Raw genomic sequence first — 21828 nt, forward strand, 5'->3', positions numbered from 1 at the left:
GAGGGATAACGGATGGACGCTCAGGACTTCTCGGACGTGCTCGCCGCGGTACGGACCTTCGTGCGGGAGCAGGTGATCCCGCGGGAGGAGGAGATCGAGGAGAAGGACGAGATCCCCGCCGACCTGAGGCAGGTCTCCCGGGACATGGGGCTGTTCGGCTACGCGCTGCCCGAGGAGTACGGCGGCCTGGGGCTCAACCTGAGTGAGGAGGTCAGGCTGGCCTTCGAGCTCGGCTACGCCAGCCCCGCCTTCCGCTCGATGTTCGGCACCAGCAACGGCATCGCCGGTCAGGTGATCGTCAACTCGGGTTCCGCCGAGCAGAAGGAGCACTGGCTGCCGAAGCTGGCCGGCGGCGAGGTCGTGGGCGCCTTCGCGCTCACCGAGGCCGAGGCCGGCTCGGACCCCAGCACGCTCAGCACCACCGCCACCCGGGACGGCGAGCACTACGTCCTCGACGGCGCGAAGCGGTTCATCACCAACGCCCCCGAGGCCGACGTCTTCATGGTGTTCGCGCGGACCGGCGGCCCCGGCGGCCGGGGCGTCTCCACCTTCCTCGTCGAGCGCGATACGCCCGGGCTCAGCGTGGGGCCCGCGGACCAGAAGATGGGCCAGCGCGGAGCGCACACCGCGGAGGTCTTCTTCGACGGCGTACGGGTCGGCGCGGACGCCATGGTCGGCGCCGAGGGCACCGGCTTCCGCACCGCCATGGCCTCGCTCGCGCACGGCCGGCTGAGCATCTCCGCGGTCTGCGTGGGCCTCGCCCAGCGGATCCTGGACGAGACCGTGGCGTGGGCCAGGGAGCGGAGCCAGGGCGGCCACAAGATCGGCGAGTACCAGCTGATCCAGGGCCTCATCGCGGACTCCCAGACCGAGCTGTACGCCGGCCGCGCCATGGTGCTGGAGGCCGCGCGGGCCTACGACGCCGGTGAGGACACCAAGCTCGGGCCCTCCTGCGCCAAGTACTTCTGCTCGGAGATGGTCGGCAGGGTCGCCGACCGGGCGGTGCAGATCTTCGGCGGTATGGGCTACATGCGCGGGGTGGCGGTGGAGCGCTTCTACCGGGACGTGCGGCTCTTCCGGATCTACGAGGGCACCAGCCAGATCCAGCAGGTCGTGATCGCCAAACGGCTGCTCGGCTGACCCGGCCGTACGGTCCCCGGGCCCGCGTCCGCGGCCCCGCCCGGCCGGTTGCGCGGGGCCGCCGGTACGGCCATTCGCCTGCGCCCACGTGCGGGGAATCTGATTTCACATCCGCAGTCCGGGCCGTGTATGGTTACCACCGCGCCCACGGGTGCGAGGCCCCTTTAGCTCAGTCGGCAGAGCGTCTCCATGGTAAGGAGAAGGTCTACGGTTCGATTCCGTAAAGGGGCTCAAGGAAACCCGAGACCCGGTCCACTGTGCCAGCCGATGACCGTGGGCCGGGCACTCTTGTTTCCGGGGCGGTGCGGCGGTCGGGTATTCTGCAAACCGGTGCGCATCGGCCATCACGGCGGGGTAGCTCAGTCAGGCAGAGCAAGCGGCTCATAATCGCTGTGTCGCCGGTTCAAGTCCGGCCCTCGCTACTACCTTGTCCTCCCGTTCCCCTCGCGGGACGGGACGGCAGGGCGCGCACCGGCGACCGTCCCAGGACGGCCGTGGAACGCACCGCATGTCCATGTCCCTAGCTCAGAAAGGCACTCCATCGTGGCTGCCACCGACGTACGGCCCAAGATCACGCTGGCCTGCCAGGAGTGCAAGCACCGCAACTACATCACGCGGAAGAACCGGCGGAACGACCCTGACCGCCTGGAGCTCAAGAAGTACTGCCCGAACTGCAGGACTCACCGAGCCCACCGCGAGACTCGCTAGGCGCTGGAAGTACTGCCGCCGCGTTCCCCCAGGCGGCAGGACTCACCGAGCCCCTGTGCGGCCCGCTGAGCGTGGGCCCGCCGTGGGACTCCGCTGGTAGTCCGCGGGCGTGACAGTCCGCGAGACTCGCGTATCGCTTGCCCTCATCGTTCGGCCCGTCCCCGCCAGACCCGGCGAGGGCGGGCTGAACGTCGTTCTGTTAACGTCACGGACGACGGCGGGATGAGCGGGTGCGGGCGCTCGACCGGCCGATCCCCACCCCGTAAGGCATCCCCGGAAACGCAGAGGGACGGATTGCATGGCACTTAACCGCGACTTCATCGGGCGGAGCTTTCCGTCCACCGAGCCGTACGAGGTCAGCCGGGTCAAGATCAAGGAGTTCGCGACCGCGATCGGCGACTCCAACCCCATCTACGTGAACCAGGACGCGGCGAAGGCCGCCGGCCACCCGGACGTCATCGCGCCCCCCACCTTCCCGATCGCCATCTCGCTCGGCGCGTCCGCGCTGAGCGACCCCGAGCTCGGGCTGAACTACGCGATGGTCGTGCACGGCGAGCAGCGCTTCAGCTACACCCGGCCGATCCACGCGGGCGACGTCCTGCTGACCGAGTCGACCATCACCGGGATCCGGTCGGCCGGCAACAACGAGGTGATGAACATCGAGACCGTGATCAAGACGGTCGACGGCGAGCAGGTCTGCACGGCGTACAACTCGATCGTGGAGCGGGGTGCCTGATGGCCGCACAGGTGAAGTACGACGAGGTGGAGGTCGGCACCGAGATCCCGGCGCAGACGTACCACGTGTCCCGGCTCGACCTGGTCAGGTACGCCGGCGCGTCCGGCGACTTCAACCCGATCCACTGGAACGAGGCCGTCGCCAAGTCGGTGTTCCTGCCGGACGTGATCGCCCACGGCATGTACACCATGGCCCAGGCGGGGCGCTTCATCACCGACTGGGCGGGTGACCCGGGCGCGGTCCTGGACTACGGCGTGCGGTTCTCCGGCATGGTCGTGGTCCCCAACGAGGGCGGCGCCACCCTGGTGATCAGCGGCACGGTCGAGCAGAAGCTCGACGACGACAAGGTCGTGGTGAACCTCACCGCCCGCAGCAACGACCAGAAGGTCCTCACCCGGGCCAAGGCGACCGTCCAGCTCGCCTGAGTGAACGAGAGCGGAACGTGCCGGGAGGCCCCGGCCCTGCTATGCATGGGGGCGGGGACCCCCGGCACGTTTCACGTCAAGGCCCGAGCGGGGAGAGAGCAATGGCCGTGCTGTGCGAGCAGGTGAACCTGGCGGGCTACACGACGCTGCGGCTGGGCGGCCCGGCCAGCCGTTTCATCGAGGTGGCCACCGAGGAGGACCTGCTGTCGGCCGTGCGCGGAGCCGACAGGGACGGCGAGCCCGTGCTGGTGCTCGGCGGGGGCAGCAACCTCGTCGTGGCCGACGACGGATTCCCGGGCACGGTCGTGCACGTCGCGACCCGGGGCGTCACGCGCGAGGCGGCCGGCGACGGGCGCGTCCCGGTACGGGTCCAGGCCGGTGAGGAATGGGAGTCCTTCGTCGCCCGCTGCGTGGACGAGGGGCTGTCCGGCATCGAGTGCCTGTCCGGCATTCCCGGCCGGGTCGGCGCCTCGCCGATCCAGAACATCGGGGCGTACGGGCAGGACGTCAGCGAGACCATCACCGAGGTACGCGCCTACGACCGCGAGCGCGGCGAGATCGTCACCCTCGACCGGGCGGCCTGCGCGTTCACCTACCGCAACAGCGTCTTCAAGGGGTCGGACCGGCACGTGGTCCTCGAGGTGACGTTCTCCCTCGCCGACACCGAGGAGTCCAGGCCCATCCGCTACGCGGAACTGGCCCGTACGCTCGGCGTCGAGGTGGGGGCCACCGTCCCGCTCGCCGCCGCGCGGGAGGCGGTGCTCGGTCTGCGCCGCCGTAAGGGCATGGTCCTGGACCAGGCGGACCCGGACACCCGCAGCGCGGGCTCGTTCTTCACCAACCCGATCCTGGACCCCGCACAGCTGGCCGAGCTCGAGCGGCGGGTGGCCGGCCGGCTGGGTGCCGATGCGACCTTCCCCCGCTACCCGGACGACGGCGGCCGGACCAAGACCTCCGCCGCCTGGCTGATCGAGCACGCCGGCTTCGCCAAGGGGCACGAGCGCGGGCCGGTGCGGATCTCCACCAAGCACACCCTGGCGCTGACCAACCCCGACGGCGGCCGCACCGCGGATCTGCTGTCCCTGGCACGGGAGGTACGGGACGGGGTCCGCGAGGCGTTCGCCGTGGAACTCGTCAACGAGCCCGTCTTCGTCGGCGTCCGGCTCTGATCCGGTGGCTCTCCGTATGTGGATCGTTGCCGAATAAATCGGGTCTGCCGTCAAATACTGAACATTATGTCCGCTACCCGCATCGGTTTTGGAAGCGCATGATGAACGGGAGGAGGTCCTCTTGGTTCGCGGAGCCCCCTGCGTGAGAGGACCCGGATGGGCCGGTATCAAGAGTGGCCATACCCCGTTCAGAGTCAGGGCTGGGTCTGCGGCCCCAGCTGAGCGATGAGGTCGCGGCGCGAATCCGTGAATTGATCATGGCTGGTCAGGTGCGGCCGGGGGAGTTCCTTCGGCTGGAGCGGCTGGCAGCCCAGTTCGGCATCAGCGTCACCCCGGTCAGAGAGGCGCTGCAGTCCCTGCGCAGCGAGGGCTTCGTCGTGCTCGAGCCCCGGCGCGGGTTCGTCGTCGCCGATCTGTCCCAGCAGGACGTCAAGGATCTGTTCTGGGTGCAGGCGGTGATCGCGGCGGAGCTGACCTCCCGTGCCGCGCTCAACCTGCCGGCACCCACGCTGCGCAAGCTGGAGGAGATCCAGCGGGGGATGGAGCGCGCGGCCGACGAGGGGCACATCGACCAGGTGGAGGAGTTCAACCACGCCTTCCACCGGGCGATCAACCTGGCGGCGGACTCCGCCAAGCTCGCCTGGACCCTCGGCGCCGTCAGCAGGTACGTCCCGCGCGGGCTGTACGGCCGGATCCCGGACTGGCCCGGGTCCTGCGTCAGGGAGCACCAGCGGATCCTGGACGCGCTGCGCCGGGGGAACCGGCACGCGGCGAGCGGCGCGATGCGGATGCACATCACGGTCGCCGGCGAGCTGCTGCTCAAGCACCTCCAGCGGCAGGGGCTGTGGGACGAACCAGCACCGGGGAAGCGCCCGCGCGGGCGGTAGCGGGGCGCCGGACGGCCGTCAGGGCGTGAGCCAGGTGTCGATGCCCTCCAGCAGCCGCTTCTGCAGGTCGGCGGGGGCCGCGGAGCCGCGGACGGACTGCCGGGCGAGTTCGGCCAGCTCGGCGTCGGAGAAGCCGTGCTCGGCACGGGTCAGCTCGTACTGCCGCGTCAGCCGCGAGCCGAACAGCAGCGGGTCGTCGGCTCCCAGCGCCATCGGCACCCCCGCCTCGAACAGCTGCCGCACCGGGACCGAGGCGGCGGACTCGGCCACGCCCAGGCTGACGTTGGACGCCGGGCAGACCTCCAGCGTGACCCCCCGGGAGGCGATCTTCTCGACCAGCCGGGGGTTCTCCACCGCGCGCACCCCGTGCCCGATCCGGTCGGCCCGCAGCAGGTCCAGGCATTCCCGTACGCTGTCCGGCCCCTGCAGCTCGCCGCCGTGCGGATCCGACAGCAGCCCGGCGCGGCGCGCGATCCGGAAGGCGGCCTCGAAGTCGTACGCCCGGCCGCGGCGCTCGTCGTTGGACAGCCCGAAGCCGACCACGCCCTTTCCGGCGTAGCCGGCGGCCAGCCGGGCCAGGGTCCGGGCGTCCAGTGGATGGCGCGTCCGGTTGGCGGCGACGATCACGCCGATGCCGACCCCGGAGGCCTTCTCGGCCTCCCGCGCCGCGTCCAGCACCAGCTCCATCGTGGGGGTGAGCCCGCCGAAGCGGTGCGCGTAGCCCGAGGGATCCACCTGGATCTCCAGCCAGCCCGAGCCCTCCGCCGCCTCGTCCTCGGCCGCCTCCCGCAGCAGCCGCCGCAGGTCCCCCTCGGTCCGCAGCACCGAGCGGGCGATGTCGTACAGCCGCTGGAACCGGAACCAGCCGCGTTCGTCGGTGGCGCGCAGCTTGGGCGGCCAGTCCTCCACGAGCGCGTCGGGCAGATGGACACCGTGCTCCAGGGCGAGCTCCACGAGCGTGGAATGCCGCATGGAGCCGGTGAAGTGCAGGTGCAGGTGCGCTTTCGGCAGCGCCACGAGTGATCTCGGTGGCGGCGAAGCGGGACGGGCCTCCATGACGTAACTCTGCCCTATCTCGTCTCAGGATGGTGCCCGAGGGTGGCCACGGCGCGCCTGCGCGTGGCCGCGGGACGGCCCGGGGCCGGAGGGGCCCAGGGGTGCGGAGGGGGCCTCAGACGGCTTCGCCGAGCAGCTTGGCCATCCGGCCCACGCCCTCGGCCAGATCCTCGTCACCGAGCGCGTACGACAGCCGGAAGTAGCCGGGGGTGCCGAAGGCCTCGCCCGGCACGACCGCCACCTCGGCCTCGTCGAGGACCAGCGAGGCCAGCTCCACCGAGGTCCGCGGGCGCCGGCCCCGGATCTGCCTGCCGAGCAGCTCCCGGACCGAGGGGTAGACGTAGAACGCGCCGTGCGGCTCCGGGCAGAGCACCCCCGGGATCTCGTTGAGCGCCCGGACGACGGCCAGCCGGCGCCGGTCGAAGGCGGTGCGCATCATCGCCACCGCGGACAGGTCGCCGCTCACCGCGGCGAGGGCCGCGGCCTGGGCGACGTTGCAGACGTTCGAGGTGGCGTGCGACTGGAGGTTCTGTGCCGCCTTGACCACGTCGGCGGGGCCGATCAGCCACCCGACCCGCCAGCCGGTCATCGCGTACGTCTTCGCCACGCCGTTCAGAACGACCGTGCGGTCGGCGATCTCGGGGACCACCACCGGCAGCGAGTGGAACTCCGCGCCGCCGTACACCAGATGCTCGTAGATCTCGTCGGCGACGACCCACAGGCCGTGCTCGAGGGCCCAGCGGCCGATCGCCTCGAGCTGGTCGCGGGAGTAGACCCCGCCGGTCGGGTTGGACGGGGAGCAGAGCAACAGCACCTTCGTGCGGTCCGTACGGGCCGCCTCGAGCTGCTCGACGCTCACCAGGTAGCCGGCGGTCTCGTCGGTCCGGACCTCGATGGGCACCCCGCCCGCCAGCTTGATCGACTCCGGGTAGGTCGTCCAGTACGGCGCGGGCAGGATGACCTCGTCGCCCGGGTCCAGCAGGGTGGCGAACGCCTCGTACACCGCCTGCTTGCCGCCGTTGGTGACCAGCACCTGGGCGGCCTCGACCTGGAGGCCGGAGTCGCGCAGGGTCTTGGCGGCGATCGCCGCCCGCAGCTCGGGCAGCCCCCCGGCCGGGGTGTACTTGTGGAAGCGCGGCTCCCGGCAGGCCTGTGCGGCCGCCTCGACGATGTAGTCCGGCGTCGGGAAGTCGGGCTCGCCCGCGCCGAATCCGATGACGGGCCGGCCCGCGGCCTTCAGCGCCTTGGCCTTGGCGTCGACGGCCAGCGTGGCGGATTCGGAGATCGCGGCGACGCGCGCGGAGATACGGCTCATGACTCCATCGTCGCAGACTCCCCGGGGACGGTTCGGGGGGACATCACCGATTAGCATGGGAGATCGAGGCGCTGGTCACAGGCCGATTCATCGCGTACGGATCAGTTGGTTCGACGCGGAGGCGGTTGGACACGTACACTGCGTCAACTAGTGGCGGGTGTCGGTCGGTGACGTGGTCTGAGAACATGTCCTGACGGGCCCTGCCGCGAGCTAAGGGCAGTAGCTCAATTGGTAGAGTCCCGGTCTCCAAAACCGGCGGTTGGGGGTTCGAGTCCCTCCTGCCCTGCGGAGTATGTGCGTTGTGCGAATCCCGCACGTACTGTGGGAACGCGGTTCCCGCACGTGGCGCACGCCTACGGGCGGCGATGCTGCGAGTACCACGGAGTGGTTGACACGATCCATGAGGTGAACGGCGGCACAGATGGCGACTGAGACCCGCGGCGATGCCGCGACAGAGGACAAGGGCAAGCCCGCTCGGAAGCGGACGACGCCCGTTCTGTTCGTGCGCCAGGTCATCGCGGAGCTGCGGAAGGTCATCTGGCCGACCCGCAGTGAGCTCATCACCTACACGATCGTGTCTCTCACGTTCGTGGTGATCTTGGTTGCGATCGTCTCCGTTCTCGACTGGGCTCTCCAGAAGGGCATTTTCGCGCTCTTCAGCTGAGAGCCGCCGCCCGCTCCACCACACCCAGTCGTCTGAGAGAAAGAGTCACCGTGCCCGAGTCCCCACAGCCCCACGACGAGGCCATCGAAGAGGCCCAGTCGGAGGAAGCGGCTGCGGTCGAGACCGACGAGGTTCCCGAGGAGACTCTCGAGGAGACCCCCGCGGAGCCGGAGCTCCCCGCCGAGCTGAAGGCCGACGACGACGTCGCGGCCGACGAGACCCCGGCAGAGGGCGCCGACGCCGACGAGGCGGAGCCCGAGGTCGAGCTCGACCCGCTGCTCGAATTCAAGACGCAGCTGCGGCTGCAGCCCGGCGACTGGTACGTCGTGCACTCGTACGCCGGTTACGAGAACCGGGTCAAGACCAACATCGAGACCCGTACGACCACCCTCAACATGGAGGACTACATCTTCCAGATCGAGGTGCCTCAGCACGAGGTCACCGAGATCAAGGGTGGCAAGCGGCAGAAGGTCAACGAGAAGGTCCTGCCCGGCTACATCCTCGTCCGGATGGAGCTGACCGACGAGTCCTGGGCCGCGGTGCGCAACACCCCGGGAGTGACCGGTTTCGTCGGCCTGTCCAACAAGCCGTCGCCGCTCAGCCTGCAGGAGGTCGCCAACCTGCTCGCTCCGGAGCCGGAGGAGCAGGCCAAGGCCAAGGAGGCCGCCAAGGTCGCCGCGACCGTCGACTTCGAGGTCGGCGAGTCGGTCACCGTCATGGACGGCCCCTTCGCGACGCTGCCCGCCACCGTCAACGAGATCAACGCCGACACCCAGAAGCTCAAGGTGCTGGTGTCGATCTTCGGTAGGGAGACCCCGGTCGAGCTCTCGTTCAACCAGGTCTCCAAGATCTAGCCGTATCCTTAGAGACGTCCCCGTCGCGTACGGGGGTTCCGCCCCGCGGCGGGCCCGGTCTCCGCAGTGGTCACGACAGTGGCCGGGCTGCGGCAGGGGGCCATGCCCGCGGGGTTCTAGGGTCCCAACACCAAGGCTCACGTTCCGGCTGCGGTGTTGCCCGTGAATTCGGGAGTAGGGACCACACGTAACAGGAACGAGAGGACACAACGCCATGCCGCCCAAGAAGAAGAAGATCTCCGCCGTCGTCAAGGTGCAGCTCAACGCCGGCGCCGCGACCCCGGCCCCGCCCGTGGGTACCGCGCTCGGCCCGCACGGCGTCAACATCATGGACTTCTGCAAGCAGTACAACGCGGCCACCGAGTCCCAGCGCGGCAACGTCATCCCCGTAGAGATCACCATCTACGAGGACCGTTCGTTCACCTTCGTCACCAAGACCCCGCCGGCCGCGCAGCTGATCCTCAAGGCCGCCGGGATCGAGAAGGGCAGCGGCGTCCCGCACAAGACCAAGGTCGGCTCGGTCACCCGCGACCAGATCCGTGAGATCGCCACGACCAAGATGCCGGACCTCAACGCCAAGGACCTGGACACCGCCGAGAAGATCATCTCCGGCACCGCCCGCTCCATGGGCATCGAGGTCCACTAACTCCACAGCTTCACCGGCGTCACCGGTGTCGCCACGGTTGACCGGGTCATCACGACGATCCCGGTACGTGAGCGGGCGCGCGGCGTCTGGACCGAGGAGCGAGAGGGCGTTCTGCGCCCGAACGCGACGAGGGAAGACGCCGCGTGAAAGCGCCCGCGAACCGCCGCGCCGAAGGCGCGGCAATAGATACGTGGGAGGGCCAGGCGCTGGCCCACACCACACCTCCTACGCAATGAGAAGGAGCGCACATGAAGCGCAGCAAGGCTTACAAGAGCGCAGCCGAGAAGATCGACCGCGACCGGCTCTACAGCCCGCTGGAAGCCGTCAAGATCGCCAAGGACTCGGTGACCACGAAGTTCGACCCGACCGTCGAGGTGGCGCTGCGCCTGGGTGTCGACCCACGCAAGGCCGACCAGATGGTCCGTGGCACCGTGAACCTGCCGCACGGCACCGGTAAGACCGCCCGCGTGCTGGTCTTCGCGGGCGGCGCGAAGGCGGACGAGGCCCGTGAGGCCGGCGCCGACATCGTCGGCTCCGACGAGCTGATCGAGCAGATCCAGGGCGGATTCCTGGACTTCGACGCGGTCGTCGCCACCCCGGACATGATGGGCAAGGTCGGCCGGCTGGGCCGGGTGCTCGGCCCGCGTGGCCTGATGCCCAACCCGAAGGTCGGCACCGTCACCACCGACGTGACCAAGGCCGTCACCGAGATCAAGGGCGGCAAGATCGAGTTCCGGGTCGACCGGCACGCGAACCTGCACTTCATCATCGGGAAGGCCTCGTTCGGCGAGCGTCAGCTGGTGGAGAACTACGCGGCGGCGATCGACGAGATCCAGCGGCTCAAGCCGACGGTCGCCAAGGGCCGTTACGTGAAGAAGGCCGTGCTGACGACCTCGATGGGCCCGAGCATCCCGGTCGACCCCAACGCGGTCCGCAACCTCACCGCCGAGCTCGACGAGGCCACCGCCTGATCCACCGTTCGATCCGCCGGCTCCGGCCGGCTCGCACCACCTGCTCGACCGACCGAGGGGCGCTCCATCCGGGGCGCCCCTCGGCGTTCGTCCGGGCGTCCCCGCCGGCGCCCGTTCCGGGAGTCGTACCGTCACTGGGCATCGCATCGCCGCTGCGTACGGCCCCGTAGCGGATACCTGGCGGGGTGTCCGCATTGGGACAGATATTCGCTGGTGTGGCGGTTGATTGTGGATACCACTGTTGGTGCGTTGGGCTAAGTTACTGCTTGGTGTCGCCTTGTCGGCTCACACTGTCGGGCGCGACCATGCGGAGGATTCGTGAAGCGGCGCACGGACCAGCTCATCGCCATCGGCAGCGTCGCGGCCGTGGCCATCGTGCCCACCGTCCTGCTCGCCGTCGTCAAGGTCGGCAACATGGACTTCACCGGTGATCCGGGCGACCCGGCGACGACCGCCGCGGCCGGCCGGGACCCGCAGGGCAGGCGCAGCCCGACGCCGAAGGGCAGGACCGCGAAGCCGAAGGGCGTCACGCCGCAGGGCCACGGGACGCGGCCGCTGGCGACGTCGATACCGAACCTCCAGAAGCCGCCTCCGGGCCCCACCGGCACCACCTCCTACACCCGGGTGACCGATGTCCAGGTCAAGCTGGCGAGCGGGGACGCCGACAAGGTCAAGGAGACCACCAAGGTCGTCCTGCTGCCCAAGTTCGCCCTCGACGTCAACGCGGCCGGCACCTCGCTCCAGGCCGGCGTCGAGACGCCCTCGACGTCGCGCATCAAGGTCAAGGGGAACATCGAGTCCACCTCCACCGACGGTGGCAAGACCTGGCAGCAGCGGCGGCTGACCGCCCAGGAGCTGGCCCGGTACACCGCGGACTCCGATCCCCGGAAGATCACCTACGTGCTGCGCTCGGTGCCCGGGGTGAGCAAGAAGATCGACGCACTGGGCTCCACGCACTACCAGATCAACCTCACGCTGAGCGTGATCCTGCCGTACCTGCCGAAGGACGCGGCCGCTGAGATCACCAAGTACGTCCCGCCGGAGACCGGGGTGGCGGTGGACCTCTACGCCGACAAGGCCGCCCGGCCGTCCTGGTTCTCCGTCGCCGAGTCGATGCCGGCGGTCGGCTCGGCCAACCTCGTCATGGTCTTCCGCGACTACAGGTGAGCGTCGCTCCCGGCGGGTAGGAAGGCTGCGGCAGGGCCCGCCAGGGCCGCGCTGAACGGCCTACGACTGGCGGCGTACCGGGCCGGAGGCCAGTGGTACCAGCGGGGGATGTGGCCCGAACCGGCTCCGGCCAGACTGATGGTCAGCTGAAAGGAGCCAGCAATGAGTCGCAGATTGGCCGCCGCGACGGCGGTGGGCACCACCCTCGTCCTCTCCCTCACCGCCTGTCTCGGCGAGTCCGGCGGGAAGAGCGCCGACAGCGGAACCGGAGGCATCCGGCTCACGGCCGCCGAGGTGCTGCAGAAGACCTCACAGAAGTCCGCGCAGGTCCACTCGTTCGCCGCGGACGTCACCCTCAACGGCAGCGGCAAGGGAGGCAGCGGGGTCACGCACTTCACCGCCCAGGTCCGGCTGCAGCCCGACGTCGCGCTGACCGGCACGGTCGACAAGCTGTCCGTGGGCGGCTTCACGCTCAGCAGCAGCGTCCCCGTGCGCTACCTCCGCGGCACGCTGTACGGCAAGGTCCCGCAGCAGTTCGCGACCTTCGTGGGCGGCAAGCAGTGGGCCAAGATCGACTTGAACCAGGCCGGCCGGCAGGCCGGAGTCAACCTCGACTCGGTGGTCCAGCACGCCGAGCTGATCGATCCTGGTCAGCAGACCAAGACGTTCACGGCCTCCAAGGACGCCCGCAAGGTCGGCGAGGAGACCATCGACGGCACGAAGACCACGCACTACACGGGTGCGATCACGGTCAAGGACGCCCTGGACACCCTGGACGCGCAGACCCGGGCGAAGCTCCAGCGGGTCTACACCGAGGCGGGCACCCAGAAGATCAACTTCGATGTGTGGGTGGACGGCAAGGACCAGGCCCGCAAGCTGACGGTCAAGATGGCCACGGCGTCCGGTGAGGCCGGCACGCTGTCCATCGTGTACTCCGGCTTCGGCAAGACCGTCAACGTGACGCCTCCGCCCGCTGACCAGGTGGGAGACGTCACCGGGTTTCAAGGACTCCTCGGCGGGCACTGAGCGGGCCATCGTGCGCGGCGGCCGGCGCGGAGGGTGAACCAGATCAACGGTTCACGCGTCAGACTCCTCGCTGGTCGCCGCCGATCGGGGGCGCAGCCCCCGATTCGTGCACTATGGAAGGAATCCTGCTCATGATCAATAGATTCGCCACCGGGACCGCGGCCGCGACCGCGCTGGTGCTCTCCCTCACCGGGTGCTCCGGTGACATCGGCACCAAGGGGGCGGGCGGATCCGGCAATGGGACGGGCGGGGCCGGTGCCGCGGGCACCGTGTCCGCCGTCCAGGTGCTCGAGCGGAGTTCCCAGCAGAGCGGCAAGGCCGACACCGTGAAGATGGACCTGTCCATCGACGCGACGATCGCCCAGCGCCCGACGAAGACGCACATGACCGGCCAGCTCAGGTTCCGGCCCACCCTGGCCGAGTCGCTGACCGTCGACTCCGGCGCCGGCGGCCAGGTCCAGGTCGTGCTGGTCGACGACGTGTTGTACATGAAGAGCCCGGCCTTCCAGCAGCTCGCCAACGGCAAGCCCTGGGTGAAGCTCTCGCTGACCGAACTCGGCAGCAAGTCGGGGATCAACTTCGACTCGGTCATCAAGCAGGCCCAGCAGAACAACCCGGCCGACCAGACCAAGCTGCTCACCGCGTCCAAGGACGTCACCAAGGTGGGGACCGAGACCATCGACGGCGTGCGGACCACGCACTACACCGGCACGGTCAACGTCCAGGAGGGGCTGGGCAAGTTCGACGCCAAGACCCGGGATCAGTTCCAGCAGCTCTACCAGAAGCTCGGCACCGACAAGATCGGCTTCGACGTCTGGGTGGACGGTGACTCCCTGACCCGCAAGATGATCAACAAGGTCAACACCTCCCAGGGGCAGGTGAACACCACCATGCTCTTCAGCGACTACGGCAAGCCGGTCACGATCACCGCACCGCCCGCCGGTGAGGTCGGCGTGATGCCGAGCCTCGGCGGCGCGGGTCAGCCCCGCGCCTGAGCGATCCCTGCCGGTGAAACCGCGCTCCGGGGCTACCCCGGGGCGCGGTTTTGCGGTAATGGCCGCGAGCGCGTACTCTGTGGACTGCCGAAGACCGCCGGTCGCCATTCGCGAGGATGGCCGAAGGCTCACGGAAGTGGGCGGCCCGCGCAGGTGATACGAGAGCCGTTCTCCACGATATGACGATCGTGTTCGACGCCCCGTGCGCCTGCGCCGGGGCGTTTGTCCATTTTCGGGACCTTCATGGCCGGTGGCTCCACCAATCGGCGGAAGTGCAAGACCACGCACGGGTGCGACGCACCCCATCGGCGTGATCTCGCAGTTTCACCTTTTCAGCCGGAAGGAGGCCCATGGCGAGGGCGGACAAGGCAGCTGCGGTTGCCGAGCTCAAGACCGATTTCGAGAGCTCGAACGGCGCCGTACTGACCGAGTACCGCGGGCTCACGGTGGCTCAGCTCACGGAGCTGCGCCACAACCTCGGTGCCAATGCGAAGTTCGCCGTGGTGAAGAACACGCTTACCAAGATCGCCGCACGCGATGCCGGGGTCGACGAGGGGCTGAGCGAACTGCTCCAGGGCCCGTCGGCGATCGCGTTCGTCAAGGGCGATGTGGTCGAGGCCGCCAAGGGCCTGCGTGACTTCGCCAAGGCCAACCCGCTCCTGGTGATCAAGGGCGGGGTCATCGACGGCAAGTCGATGAGCTCCACCGAGATCACCAAGCTTGCCGATCTCGAGTCTCGCGAGGTGCTCCTCGCGAAGCTGGCCGGCGCGATGAAGGCGTCGATGGCCGGTGCGGCCGCGACGTTCAACGCGCTGCCGACTCAGATGGCGCTGCTCGCCGACGCCCTCCGGGCCAAGCGCGAGGAGTCCGGCGAGACGAGCGAGGCGCCGGCCGCCGCAGCCCCCGAGGCTGCCGCGGACGAGGCACCCGCCGAGGAGCCCCAGGCCACCTGAGCCCGGGGCTGCACTGAGAGACCCGCAGTTAGTACGACATGGCTTGCGGCCGTTGTGAACGGCCGGGAAACGCGATAGCGGAGGAAACACATCATGGCGAAGCTCAGCAATGGCGAGCTGCTCGACGTATTCAAGGAGATGACCCTTCTCGAGCTCTCCGAGTTCGTCAAGGAGTTCGAGAGCACCTTCGACGTCAAGGCCGCCGCGCCTGTGGCCGTCGCCGGCCCGGCGGGCCCGGCCGCGACCGCCGAGGCCGAGCCGGAGCAGGACGAGTTCGACGTCATCCTCGAGGGTGCCGGCGACAAGAAGATCCAGGTCATCAAGGAGGTGCGCTCGCTCACCAGCCTGGGCCTCAAGGAGGCCAAGGACCTGGTCGACGGTGCGCCCAAGCCCGTCCTGGAGAAGGTCAACAAGGAAGCGGCCGACAAGGCCAAGGAGGCCCTGGAGAAGGCCGGCGCGACGGTCACCGTCAAGTAACCACCGCGCCTGCGCGGGCGATGCCGGGGGACGCCTTCCCGGCCCGCCCGCCGCTGCTCCGCGAAGGGGCGGTCACCCGATCTCGGGTGGCCGCCTCTTCGGCGTTCCCGGCCGGTCGCGGGGCTCGATCGCGGGCCGTGAGCACGGTCGAATCGTGGCCTCGGGGAGGGTGGAAGCGGCGCCGGGACCTTGTCGGTGCCTCTGCTGTAACGCTAGTCTCATCTGCGGCTTTAGTAACGATCCGCTTACGACGCGGGGGTTTGGGCCGGGAACCTATGCCCTACCTCTTCCTTTTCTTGGATCTACCGCTACCTTAGTGGAACTCAGTACTTACTACTGGCCAGTAGTTGCAAGCTAGTGACACTCCGTTACGGCTTGAGTCCCCGTTCGCTGTTCCGGAAACCACCCCCGGCCGGACGAAAGGTTGCGCGTGGGCGTTGAGATCAGGGTCGAAGGATTGACGAAAGCCTTCGGACGACAGGTCATCTGGCAAGACGTATCGCTAACCCTTCCCGCCGGAGAGATCTCCGTTCTGCTGGGGCCGTCGGGCACGGGCAAGTCCGTGTTCCTGAAGACACTCGTCGGACTGCTCAAGCCCGAGCGCGGCCACATCTGGGTCGGTGACAGGGACCTTCCGTATCTGTCGGAGAACCTGCTGTACGAGACCCGCAAGTTGTTCGGCGTCCTGTTCCAGGACGGTGCGCTCTTCGGCTCCATGAACCTGTTCGACAACATCGCCTTTCCCCTTCGCGAGCACACGAAGAAGGGTGAGAGCGAGGTCAAGCGCATCGTCATGGAGAAAATGGAGATGGTCGGCCTTATCGGGGCCGAGGGCAAGCTGCCGGGCGAGATCTCCGGCGGTATGCGCAAGCGGGCGGGTCTGGCCCGGGCCCTGGTGCTCGACCCTGAGATCATCCTTTGCGACGAGCCCGACTCCGGTCTGGACCCGGTGCGCACCGCGTACCTCAACCAGCTGATCGTGGACCTCAACGCGCAGATCGGGGCGACGTTCCTGATCGTCACCCATGACATCAACACGGCGCGTACCGTCCCCGACAACATCGGCCTGCTGTTCCGCCGTGAACTGATCATGTTCGGGTCGCGGGAGATGCTGTTGTCCAGCGAGGAGGCCGTCGTCCGGCAGTTCCTCAACGCCCGCAAGGTCGGCCCGATCGGGATGTCGGAGGAGAAGGACATCTCCGAGCTCGAGGCCGAGGCCAAGCTGGGCCACGACCCCGGCGGGCTGCCCCCCATCCCGCCGCAGCTGATGCCGAGCGACGGACGGGTCCGTCCCGCCCAGCATCCGCCCGGCGCCTGGCTGCGCCAGCAGGGCATCCAGGCGCCCCCCGGCTCGTTCATCGACGACGTCGGACGCAACTGGATCGACGAGTGGCCGCGCTATGTGGCTTCGGCGGCTCCCGTCGCCGGCGGCCCACCGCCTGGAGGCCCACGCTAATGACCACCCCCACAAGGCGCGAGGGGGGGAAGATCAAGGCGAGGAACGGCGGGGCGGGGCAGCGGCTTCGTCCCGTCGGTGACGGTTTCGTGAACCTCACCGTGAAGGAGCCCGGTCGCTTCTTCGCGCTCTGCCTTGACACCTTCCGCGCGATGTTCAAGTTCCCGTTCCAGTGGCGGGAGTTCATCCAGCAGGCCTGGTTCATCGTCGGGGTGACCGTGGTCCCCACGGCGCTCGTGGCGATCCCGTTCGGCGCGATCCTCTCGCTGCAGGTCGGGAACCTCATCCGCCAGCTGGGTGCGCAGTCGTTCACCGGTGCGACCGCGGTGGTCGCGATCGTCCGTGAGGCGAGCCCCATCGTGACCGCGCTGCTGATCGCCGGTGCGGCCGGTTCGGCCATGTGCGCCGACCTCGGCGCACGGAAGATCCGGGAAGAGATCGACGCGATGGAGGTGCTGGGGATCAATCCCCTGCACCGCCTCGTGGTGCCCCGCATGCTGGCCTGTGCCTTCGTCGCCCTGTTCCTCAACGGCCTGGTCTCGGTCGTGGGCATCGCCGGCGGCTACATCTTCAACGTCGTGCTGCAGGGCGGCACGCCCGGTTCGTACCTCTCCTCGTTCAGCGCGGTGGCGCAGCTTCCCGACCTCTACCAGGCCGAGATCAAGGCGTTCGTCTTCGGCATCACCGCCGGGCTGGTGGCCGCCTACAAGGGCCTCAACGCCAAGGGCGGGCCGAAGGGCGTGGGCGACGCGGTGAACCAGACCGTGGTCATCACCTTCATGCTGCTCTTCCTGGAGAACTTCCTGATCAGCGCGCTGTACTTCCAGTTCGTTCCGCAGAAGGGGATGTGATGGCTGAGCGCCGGGGCGTCACCAAGGTGGCGAACAGGGTGGTCGGCCGCCCGGTGGAGGTGCTGGACGACCTCGGTCACCAGCTCGCGTTCTACGCGCGCACCTTCGCCTGGACCTTCCGCGTGCTACGCCGGTACCGCACCGAGGTGCTGCGGCTGCTCGCCGAGGTCAGCCTGGGTACGGGCGGCCTGGCGGTGATCGGCGGCAGCGTCGCGATCGTCGGCTTCATGACCTTCTTCACCGGCACCGAGGTCGGCCTGCAGGGCTACAACGCCCTCAACCAGATCGGCACCGCGGCGTTCACCGGGTTCGTGTCGTCGTACTTCAACACCCGGGAGCTCGCTCCCGTCATCTCGGCGCTGGCGCTGTCGGCGACCGTGGGCTGTGGTTTCACCGCCCAGCTCGGTGCCATGCGCATCTCCGACGAGATCGACGCGCTCGAGGTGATGGCGGTCCCGTCGCTGCCCTTCCTGGTGACCACCCGGATGGTGGCCGGCCTGCTGGCGGTCATCCCGCTGTACGTCATCGGACTGCTCGCGTCCTACTTCGCGACCCGGCTGATGGTGACGATCTTCTTCGAGCAGTCGACCGGCACCTACGACCACTACTTCAACCTGTTCCTGCCACCGACCGACATCCTCTGGTCGTTCGGCAAGGTGCTGGTCTTCGCCACCCTGGTCATGCTGATCCACTGCTACTACGGCTACAACGCGAGCGGCGGCCCCGCGGGCGTCGGTGTCGCGGTCGGCCGGGCCGTACGGACCAGCATCGTGGTCATCAACATCACCGACCTGCTGCTCGGGATGGCCATCTGGGGCGCCTCGACCACTGTCCGGATTGCGGGGTGACCTCACGATGACTCATGCGAGCGCGCCCTCAGGAATCAGCCAGCGGGTTCGTTACAGGTTCTACGGCCTGGCGTTCCTGCTGGTGGTGGCGCTGGCCGTCGCCCTGACGATCGCGCTGTACCAGAAGACGTTCAACGACGTCGTCAGCGTGAAGGTGCGGACCGACCGCGCCGGGCTCCAGTTGCTCAACCGCTCGGACGTCAAGGTGCGCGGCCTGATCGTGGGTGAGGTCCGGGGGATCAGGGCCACCGCGAACGGTGCCGAGATCGACCTGGCGATCGACTCCGACAAGGCCAAGCTGGTCCCCGACAACTCCCAGGCCCGCCTGCTGCCCAAGACGCTCTTCGGTGAGAAGTACGTCGCCCTGGAGACGCCCGCGCAGCCGGGCTCGGCCATCCGCGAGGGCCAGGTGCTGGAGCAGGACAGGACACAGGCCGCGGTCGAGGTGGGCAAGGTCCTCGACGACCTCCTGCCCGTGCTCCAGGCGGTGCAGCCGGAGAAGCTCAACGCGACGCTGAACGCCCTGGCCACCGCGTTGCAGGGCCGGGGCGACCAGCTCGGGCGCAACCTCGAGCAGGTCGACTACCTGCTGAAGAAGATCAACCCCAAGCTGCCGACGCTGATGTACGACATCCGCGCGCTCGCCGACGTCTCCGACATCTACGACGAGGCCGCCCCCGATCTGCTGCAGACGCTGCGCAACCTCAACGTCACCAGCCAGACGATCGTCGACAAGAGGACCGAGATCGAAGCTCTCATCCCCGCGGTCACCGCGGTCTCGGGCAAGGGCACGCGCTTCGTCGGGGACAACACCAACAAGATCATCGGGGTGAACATCGCGAGCCGGGCCGGGCTGGAGCTGGCGGCGACGTACTCGCCCGAACTGCCCTGCGTGTTCGACGGGCTGATGAAGTTCAAGCCACGGGTCGAGTCGGCGGTCGGCGGGCGCAACCCGATGCTGAACCTCACGGTCGAGATCGTGAAGCCGCGGCCGGCGTACAAGAGGATCGACCTGCCCGAGGCCAAGGACTACCGAAAGCCGCGCTGCTACGGGCTGCCCAACCCCAAGGTGCCGTTCCCGGACTACATCGCGCTCGACGGCACCGAGGACGACCTGTGGTGGAAGGACGCCGCCAACAGCGGCGTGCCCAACACGGACCCGATCGCCACGACCCCGGGATACCGGGGCCGCACGCTGTCGGCGATCTTCCTGCAGCCGGGTAGTGACACGACCGACGAAGAGATGATCAAGAACGTGGTCGCGCCGCTGATGCGGGTGCCGGCCGACCAGGTTCCCGACGCCGCGGCGCTGATCTTCGGCCCGGTCATGCACGGCGGGGTGGTGACGGTCAAATGAGCGAGAACACGCGTACGGCCAGTGCCGGCATCAAGCTGCTGATCTTCGTCGTGCTGACGTCGCTGGCCACCGGCATGCTGGCGGTCACGATCTCCAACCGGAGCTTCCAGGACGCCCGGAGCTACCGGGCGATCTTCACTGACGTGGCCGGGGTGCTGACCGGCGACGACGTGCGGGTCGCCGGTGTCCGGGTCGGGGAGGTCAAGAAGATCGACCTCTTCCAGGGCGACAAGGCCCGGGTGACCTTCACCGTGGCCAAGGAGGGCATCTTCGCCGGCGGGCTGCCCAAGTCGGTCACCGCCCAGGTCCGCTACCGCAACCTCGCCGGCCAGCGCTATCTCTCGCTGTCGGAGGGGCCCGGCGCGGCGGGCGACGTGCTGCCCCCGGGCGGCACCATCCCGGTCTCGCAGACCACGCCCGCGCTCGATCTGACCGTGCTGTTCAACGGCTTCCGCCCGCTGTTCAAGGCGGTCGCCCCGGAGGACGTCAACAAGCTCTCCTTCGAGATCGTGCAGACCCTGCAGGGGGAGGCGGGCACGGTCAACGGGCTGCTGTCGCACGTGGCGTCCCTCACCAACACGCTCGCCGACCGGGACAAGGTCATCGGTGACGTCATCACCAACCTCAACCAGGTGCTGGGCACCATCGACCAGCGGCACGAGCAGGTCAGCACACTCATCGCCAACCTGCAGAGCTTCGTCAGCGGGGTGGCCTCCGACCGTGAGGCGATCTTCGACTCGATCGGCGCCATCAACGACCTGACCGGGGTCACCGCGGACCTGCTGGTCAAGGCGCGGCCGTCGGTCAAGCAGGACATCGCCGGGCTCAACAAGGTCGCCGACACCCTCGCCGACAACGGCGGAAGCGTCGACAAGGCACTGCGGGAGGCCCCGGAGCGGCTGAACAAGGCGGTGAACGCCTCGTCCTACGGCTCCTGGTTCAACTTCTACCTGTGCGCCCTCGACGCCCGGGTCGTGCTGCCGGGCGGGCCCGCGTACCAGACGCCCGCGATCATCAACGACAACGCGAGGTGCAAGTAGATGAGAGTTCCCTTCCGGGAGCGGAATCCGCTGCCCCTCGGACTGGCCGCGCTGGCGGTGATCGTGATCGTCCTCGCGCTGGCCCTGAACCTGCAGAGCCTGCCCTTCATCTCGGGCGGCAAGACCTACCACGCCGCGTTCGCCGAGGCGGCCGGGCTGAAGAGCGGGGAAGAGGTCCGGATCGCGGGGGTCAAGGTCGGTAAGGTGACCGGCCTCGGTCTCGAGGACGACCACGTGAAGGTCGACTTCCAGGTCGACGACGGGGTTCGCGTCGGCGACCTGAGCCGCGTCGAGATCAAGATCAAGACGCTGCTCGGCGCGCACTACCTGGCGATCGACCCGCGTGGCCCGAGCCGGCAGGACCCGGACAAGACCATCCCGGTCTCCCGTACCTCGACGCCGTTCGAGGTCGTGCCGGCGATCAACGAGCTCAGCCAGAAGCTCAACCCGGAGGCCGGCGGCATCGACACCGCGCAACTGGCCCAGTCGTTCAACGTGCTCTCGGACACGTTCAAGAACTCCCCTGAGGAGATCAAGGCCTCGCTGCGCGGCCTGCGGCGGCTGTCGGCCACCATCTCCTCGCGCGACGACGAGCTGCACCAGCTGCTCGGCCGGTCCACCCGGGTCACCCAGGTGCTCGCGGACCGGAACCAGGAGTTCGCCAAGCTGATCACCGACGGCGACAAGATCCTCCAGGCGGTCTCGGCCCGGCGCGCGGTGATCCACCAGCTGCTGGTGAACACGGTGGCACTGTCCGCCCAGATCAACGCGGTGATCGGGGAGAACCAGGCCCAGATCGGCCCGATGCTGGCGAACCTCCAGCGGGTCAACAAGATCCTGCTGAAGAACCAGGGCAACCTCGATCGCACGATCCAGCTGATGGCCCCCTTCGCCCGGCAGTTCACCGACGCGACCGGCACCGGCCGCTGGTTCGACAGCTACATCCAGAACCTGATCCCGATCCCGGCCTCCATCGGCCAGGTCCCCTCGAACGGGACATCGCAGAAGTCCGGAGGGACGAGCAAGACGCCATCCGGCAACCAGGGCAAGCAGTCCACCAACCCGTTGCCGTTCCTCCCGTGAGCCC

General features: G+C 68.6%; 23 protein-coding genes and 3 tRNA genes. 24 read left to right on the plus strand and 2 right to left on the minus strand.

The window, feature by feature from the left end:
* The first annotated feature begins 12 nt into the window (after positions 1–12).
* The 8 genes from ACRYCC_RS00940 to ACRYCC_RS00975 all read left to right on the plus strand — a co-directional run bounded on the left by ACRYCC_RS00940 (position 13) and on the right by ACRYCC_RS00975 (position 5065).
* The gene (locus ACRYCC_RS00940) at positions 13–1140 is read left to right on the plus strand and encodes an acyl-CoA dehydrogenase family protein (RefSeq protein ID WP_433807637.1); all 1128 of its coding nucleotides are present in this window, start codon (positions 13–15) and stop codon (positions 1138–1140) included.
* A 158-nt stretch (positions 1141–1298) separates the two neighbouring features.
* A tRNA-Thr gene (locus tag ACRYCC_RS00945) sits at positions 1299–1371 on the plus strand.
* 117 nt (positions 1372–1488) lie between these two features.
* Positions 1489–1562, plus strand: a tRNA-Met gene (locus tag ACRYCC_RS00950).
* Between the two features lie 121 nt (positions 1563–1683).
* Positions 1684–1848: a 50S ribosomal protein L33 gene (rpmG, locus tag ACRYCC_RS00955; protein WP_101786011.1), complete on the plus strand. Its 165-nt coding sequence runs from the start codon at positions 1684–1686 to the stop codon at positions 1846–1848.
* A 298-nt stretch (positions 1849–2146) separates the two neighbouring features.
* Positions 2147–2584 carry a MaoC family dehydratase N-terminal domain-containing protein gene (locus ACRYCC_RS00960; RefSeq protein WP_433807639.1) on the plus strand — a complete coding sequence of 146 codons (438 nt, stop codon included), beginning with the start codon at positions 2147–2149 and terminating at the stop codon, positions 2582–2584.
* Entirely contained in the window at positions 2584–3009 is a 426-nt protein-coding gene (locus ACRYCC_RS00965; RefSeq protein ID WP_433807641.1) for a MaoC family dehydratase, read from the plus strand. The genes ACRYCC_RS00960 and ACRYCC_RS00965 overlap by 1 nt, the downstream gene beginning before the upstream one ends.
* Positions 3010–3110: 101 nt before the next feature.
* Positions 3111–4178 (plus strand): UDP-N-acetylmuramate dehydrogenase, encoded by a 1068-nt coding sequence (locus ACRYCC_RS00970; protein ID WP_433807643.1) that lies wholly within the window; start codon positions 3111–3113, stop codon positions 4176–4178.
* Between the two features lie 173 nt (positions 4179–4351).
* Positions 4352–5065: a GntR family transcriptional regulator gene (locus ACRYCC_RS00975; RefSeq protein ID WP_433807645.1), complete on the plus strand. Its 714-nt coding sequence runs from the start codon at positions 4352–4354 to the stop codon at positions 5063–5065.
* Between the two features lie 18 nt (positions 5066–5083).
* Here ACRYCC_RS00975 and ACRYCC_RS00980 read toward each other — a convergent pair whose 3' ends face one another.
* Positions 5084–6121, minus strand: coding sequence for an adenosine deaminase (locus tag ACRYCC_RS00980; RefSeq protein WP_433807647.1), 1038 nt, complete (start codon positions 6119–6121; stop codon positions 5084–5086).
* Between the two features lie 115 nt (positions 6122–6236).
* Complete coding sequence (locus ACRYCC_RS00985) at positions 6237–7436, minus strand: pyridoxal phosphate-dependent aminotransferase (protein ID WP_433807649.1); 1200 nt, start codon at positions 7434–7436, stop codon at positions 6237–6239.
* Between the two features lie 213 nt (positions 7437–7649).
* Between ACRYCC_RS00985 and ACRYCC_RS00990 the strand changes: the two genes are divergently transcribed.
* The 16 genes from ACRYCC_RS00990 to ACRYCC_RS01065 all read left to right on the plus strand — a co-directional run bounded on the left by ACRYCC_RS00990 (position 7650) and on the right by ACRYCC_RS01065 (position 21824).
* Positions 7650–7722, plus strand: a tRNA-Trp gene (locus ACRYCC_RS00990).
* A 135-nt stretch (positions 7723–7857) separates the two neighbouring features.
* Entirely contained in the window at positions 7858–8100 is a 243-nt protein-coding gene (gene secE, locus ACRYCC_RS00995; RefSeq protein WP_433807651.1) for a preprotein translocase subunit SecE, read from the plus strand.
* A gap of 50 nt (positions 8101–8150) precedes the next feature.
* Entirely contained in the window at positions 8151–8954 is an 804-nt protein-coding gene (nusG, locus tag ACRYCC_RS01000; protein WP_433807653.1) for a transcription termination/antitermination protein NusG, read from the plus strand.
* Between the two features lie 214 nt (positions 8955–9168).
* A complete protein-coding gene (gene rplK / locus ACRYCC_RS01005; protein ID WP_433807655.1) occupies positions 9169–9600 on the plus strand; it encodes a 50S ribosomal protein L11 in 432 nt (143 codons plus the stop codon).
* A gap of 248 nt (positions 9601–9848) precedes the next feature.
* Entirely contained in the window at positions 9849–10571 is a 723-nt protein-coding gene (gene rplA, locus ACRYCC_RS01010; protein WP_433807657.1) for a 50S ribosomal protein L1, read from the plus strand.
* Between the two features lie 318 nt (positions 10572–10889).
* On the plus strand, positions 10890–11738 hold the full coding sequence (locus tag ACRYCC_RS01015) for a molybdopterin-binding protein (protein ID WP_433807659.1): 849 nt from the start codon (positions 10890–10892) through the stop codon (positions 11736–11738).
* Positions 11739–11900: 162 nt separating this feature from the next.
* A complete protein-coding gene (locus ACRYCC_RS01020; RefSeq protein WP_433807661.1) occupies positions 11901–12764 on the plus strand; it encodes an SCO4651 family lipoprotein in 864 nt (287 codons plus the stop codon).
* A 131-nt stretch (positions 12765–12895) separates the two neighbouring features.
* Complete coding sequence (locus tag ACRYCC_RS01025; RefSeq protein WP_433807663.1) at positions 12896–13759, plus strand: SCO4651 family lipoprotein; 864 nt, start codon at positions 12896–12898, stop codon at positions 13757–13759.
* Between the two features lie 350 nt (positions 13760–14109).
* Complete coding sequence (gene rplJ, locus ACRYCC_RS01030; RefSeq protein WP_433807665.1) at positions 14110–14712, plus strand: 50S ribosomal protein L10; 603 nt, start codon at positions 14110–14112, stop codon at positions 14710–14712.
* A 93-nt stretch (positions 14713–14805) separates the two neighbouring features.
* Positions 14806–15189 (plus strand): 50S ribosomal protein L7/L12, encoded by a 384-nt coding sequence (rplL, locus tag ACRYCC_RS01035; RefSeq protein WP_433807667.1) that lies wholly within the window; start codon positions 14806–14808, stop codon positions 15187–15189.
* Positions 15190–15619: 430 nt separating this feature from the next.
* The gene (locus tag ACRYCC_RS01040) at positions 15620–16645 is read left to right on the plus strand and encodes an ABC transporter ATP-binding protein (protein WP_433807669.1); all 1026 of its coding nucleotides are present in this window, start codon (positions 15620–15622) and stop codon (positions 16643–16645) included.
* Positions 16645–17496, plus strand: a complete 852-nt coding sequence (locus tag ACRYCC_RS01045; RefSeq protein ID WP_433807671.1) for an MlaE family ABC transporter permease — start codon at positions 16645–16647, stop codon at positions 17494–17496. The genes ACRYCC_RS01040 and ACRYCC_RS01045 overlap by 1 nt, the downstream gene beginning before the upstream one ends.
* Positions 17496–18344 carry an MlaE family ABC transporter permease gene (locus ACRYCC_RS01050; RefSeq protein WP_433807673.1) on the plus strand — a complete coding sequence of 283 codons (849 nt, stop codon included), beginning with the start codon at positions 17496–17498 and terminating at the stop codon, positions 18342–18344. The genes ACRYCC_RS01045 and ACRYCC_RS01050 overlap by 1 nt, the downstream gene beginning before the upstream one ends.
* A 7-nt stretch (positions 18345–18351) precedes the next feature.
* Positions 18352–19701 (plus strand): MCE family protein, encoded by a 1350-nt coding sequence (locus ACRYCC_RS01055; RefSeq protein WP_433807675.1) that lies wholly within the window; start codon positions 18352–18354, stop codon positions 19699–19701.
* On the plus strand, positions 19698–20741 hold the full coding sequence (locus tag ACRYCC_RS01060; RefSeq protein ID WP_433807677.1) for an MCE family protein: 1044 nt from the start codon (positions 19698–19700) through the stop codon (positions 20739–20741). Before ACRYCC_RS01055 ends, ACRYCC_RS01060 begins: the two co-directional genes overlap by 4 nt.
* On the plus strand, positions 20742–21824 hold the full coding sequence (locus tag ACRYCC_RS01065; RefSeq protein WP_433807679.1) for an MCE family protein: 1083 nt from the start codon (positions 20742–20744) through the stop codon (positions 21822–21824). It abuts the gene before it with no gap.
* Positions 21825–21828 lie beyond the last annotated feature (4 nt).

It is taken from the genome of Actinomadura scrupuli (assembly GCF_050971785.1).
In the GTDB taxonomy this organism is placed as follows: domain Bacteria; phylum Actinomycetota; class Actinomycetes; order Streptosporangiales; family Streptosporangiaceae; genus Actinomadura_E; species Actinomadura_E scrupuli.

Bases quoted from the DNA above. Each gene is read 5' to 3' on its own strand.
- ACRYCC_RS00940 (WP_433807637.1), top strand. From the start codon at position 13: ATGGACGCTCAGGACTTCTCGGACGTGCTCGCCGCGGTACGGACCTTC.
- ACRYCC_RS00985 (WP_433807649.1), bottom strand. From the start codon at position 7,436: ATGAGCCGTATCTCCGCGCGCGTCGCCGCGATCTCCGAATCCGCCACG.
- ACRYCC_RS00980 (WP_433807647.1), bottom strand. From the start codon at position 6,121: ATGGAGGCCCGTCCCGCTTCGCCGCCACCGAGATCACTCGTGGCGCTG.
- ACRYCC_RS00970 (WP_433807643.1), top strand. From the start codon at position 3,111: ATGGCCGTGCTGTGCGAGCAGGTGAACCTGGCGGGCTACACGACGCTG.
- rplL (WP_433807667.1), top strand. From the start codon at position 14,806: ATGGCGAAGCTCAGCAATGGCGAGCTGCTCGACGTATTCAAGGAGATG.
- ACRYCC_RS01065 (WP_433807679.1), top strand. From the start codon at position 20,742: ATGAGAGTTCCCTTCCGGGAGCGGAATCCGCTGCCCCTCGGACTGGCC.
- ACRYCC_RS01060 (WP_433807677.1), top strand. From the start codon at position 19,698: ATGAGCGAGAACACGCGTACGGCCAGTGCCGGCATCAAGCTGCTGATC.
- ACRYCC_RS01025 (WP_433807663.1), top strand. From the start codon at position 12,896: ATGATCAATAGATTCGCCACCGGGACCGCGGCCGCGACCGCGCTGGTG.
- ACRYCC_RS01055 (WP_433807675.1), top strand. From the start codon at position 18,352: ATGACTCATGCGAGCGCGCCCTCAGGAATCAGCCAGCGGGTTCGTTAC.
- ACRYCC_RS01045 (WP_433807671.1), top strand. From the start codon at position 16,645: ATGACCACCCCCACAAGGCGCGAGGGGGGGAAGATCAAGGCGAGGAAC.
- secE (WP_433807651.1), top strand. From the start codon at position 7,858: ATGGCGACTGAGACCCGCGGCGATGCCGCGACAGAGGACAAGGGCAAG.
- ACRYCC_RS00965 (WP_433807641.1), top strand. From the start codon at position 2,584: ATGGCCGCACAGGTGAAGTACGACGAGGTGGAGGTCGGCACCGAGATC.
- rplJ (WP_433807665.1), top strand. From the start codon at position 14,110: ATGGCGAGGGCGGACAAGGCAGCTGCGGTTGCCGAGCTCAAGACCGAT.
- ACRYCC_RS01050 (WP_433807673.1), top strand. From the start codon at position 17,496: ATGGCTGAGCGCCGGGGCGTCACCAAGGTGGCGAACAGGGTGGTCGGC.
- ACRYCC_RS00960 (WP_433807639.1), top strand. From the start codon at position 2,147: ATGGCACTTAACCGCGACTTCATCGGGCGGAGCTTTCCGTCCACCGAG.
- rplK (WP_433807655.1), top strand. From the start codon at position 9,169: ATGCCGCCCAAGAAGAAGAAGATCTCCGCCGTCGTCAAGGTGCAGCTC.
- rplA (WP_433807657.1), top strand. From the start codon at position 9,849: ATGAAGCGCAGCAAGGCTTACAAGAGCGCAGCCGAGAAGATCGACCGC.
- ACRYCC_RS01020 (WP_433807661.1), top strand. From the start codon at position 11,901: ATGAGTCGCAGATTGGCCGCCGCGACGGCGGTGGGCACCACCCTCGTC.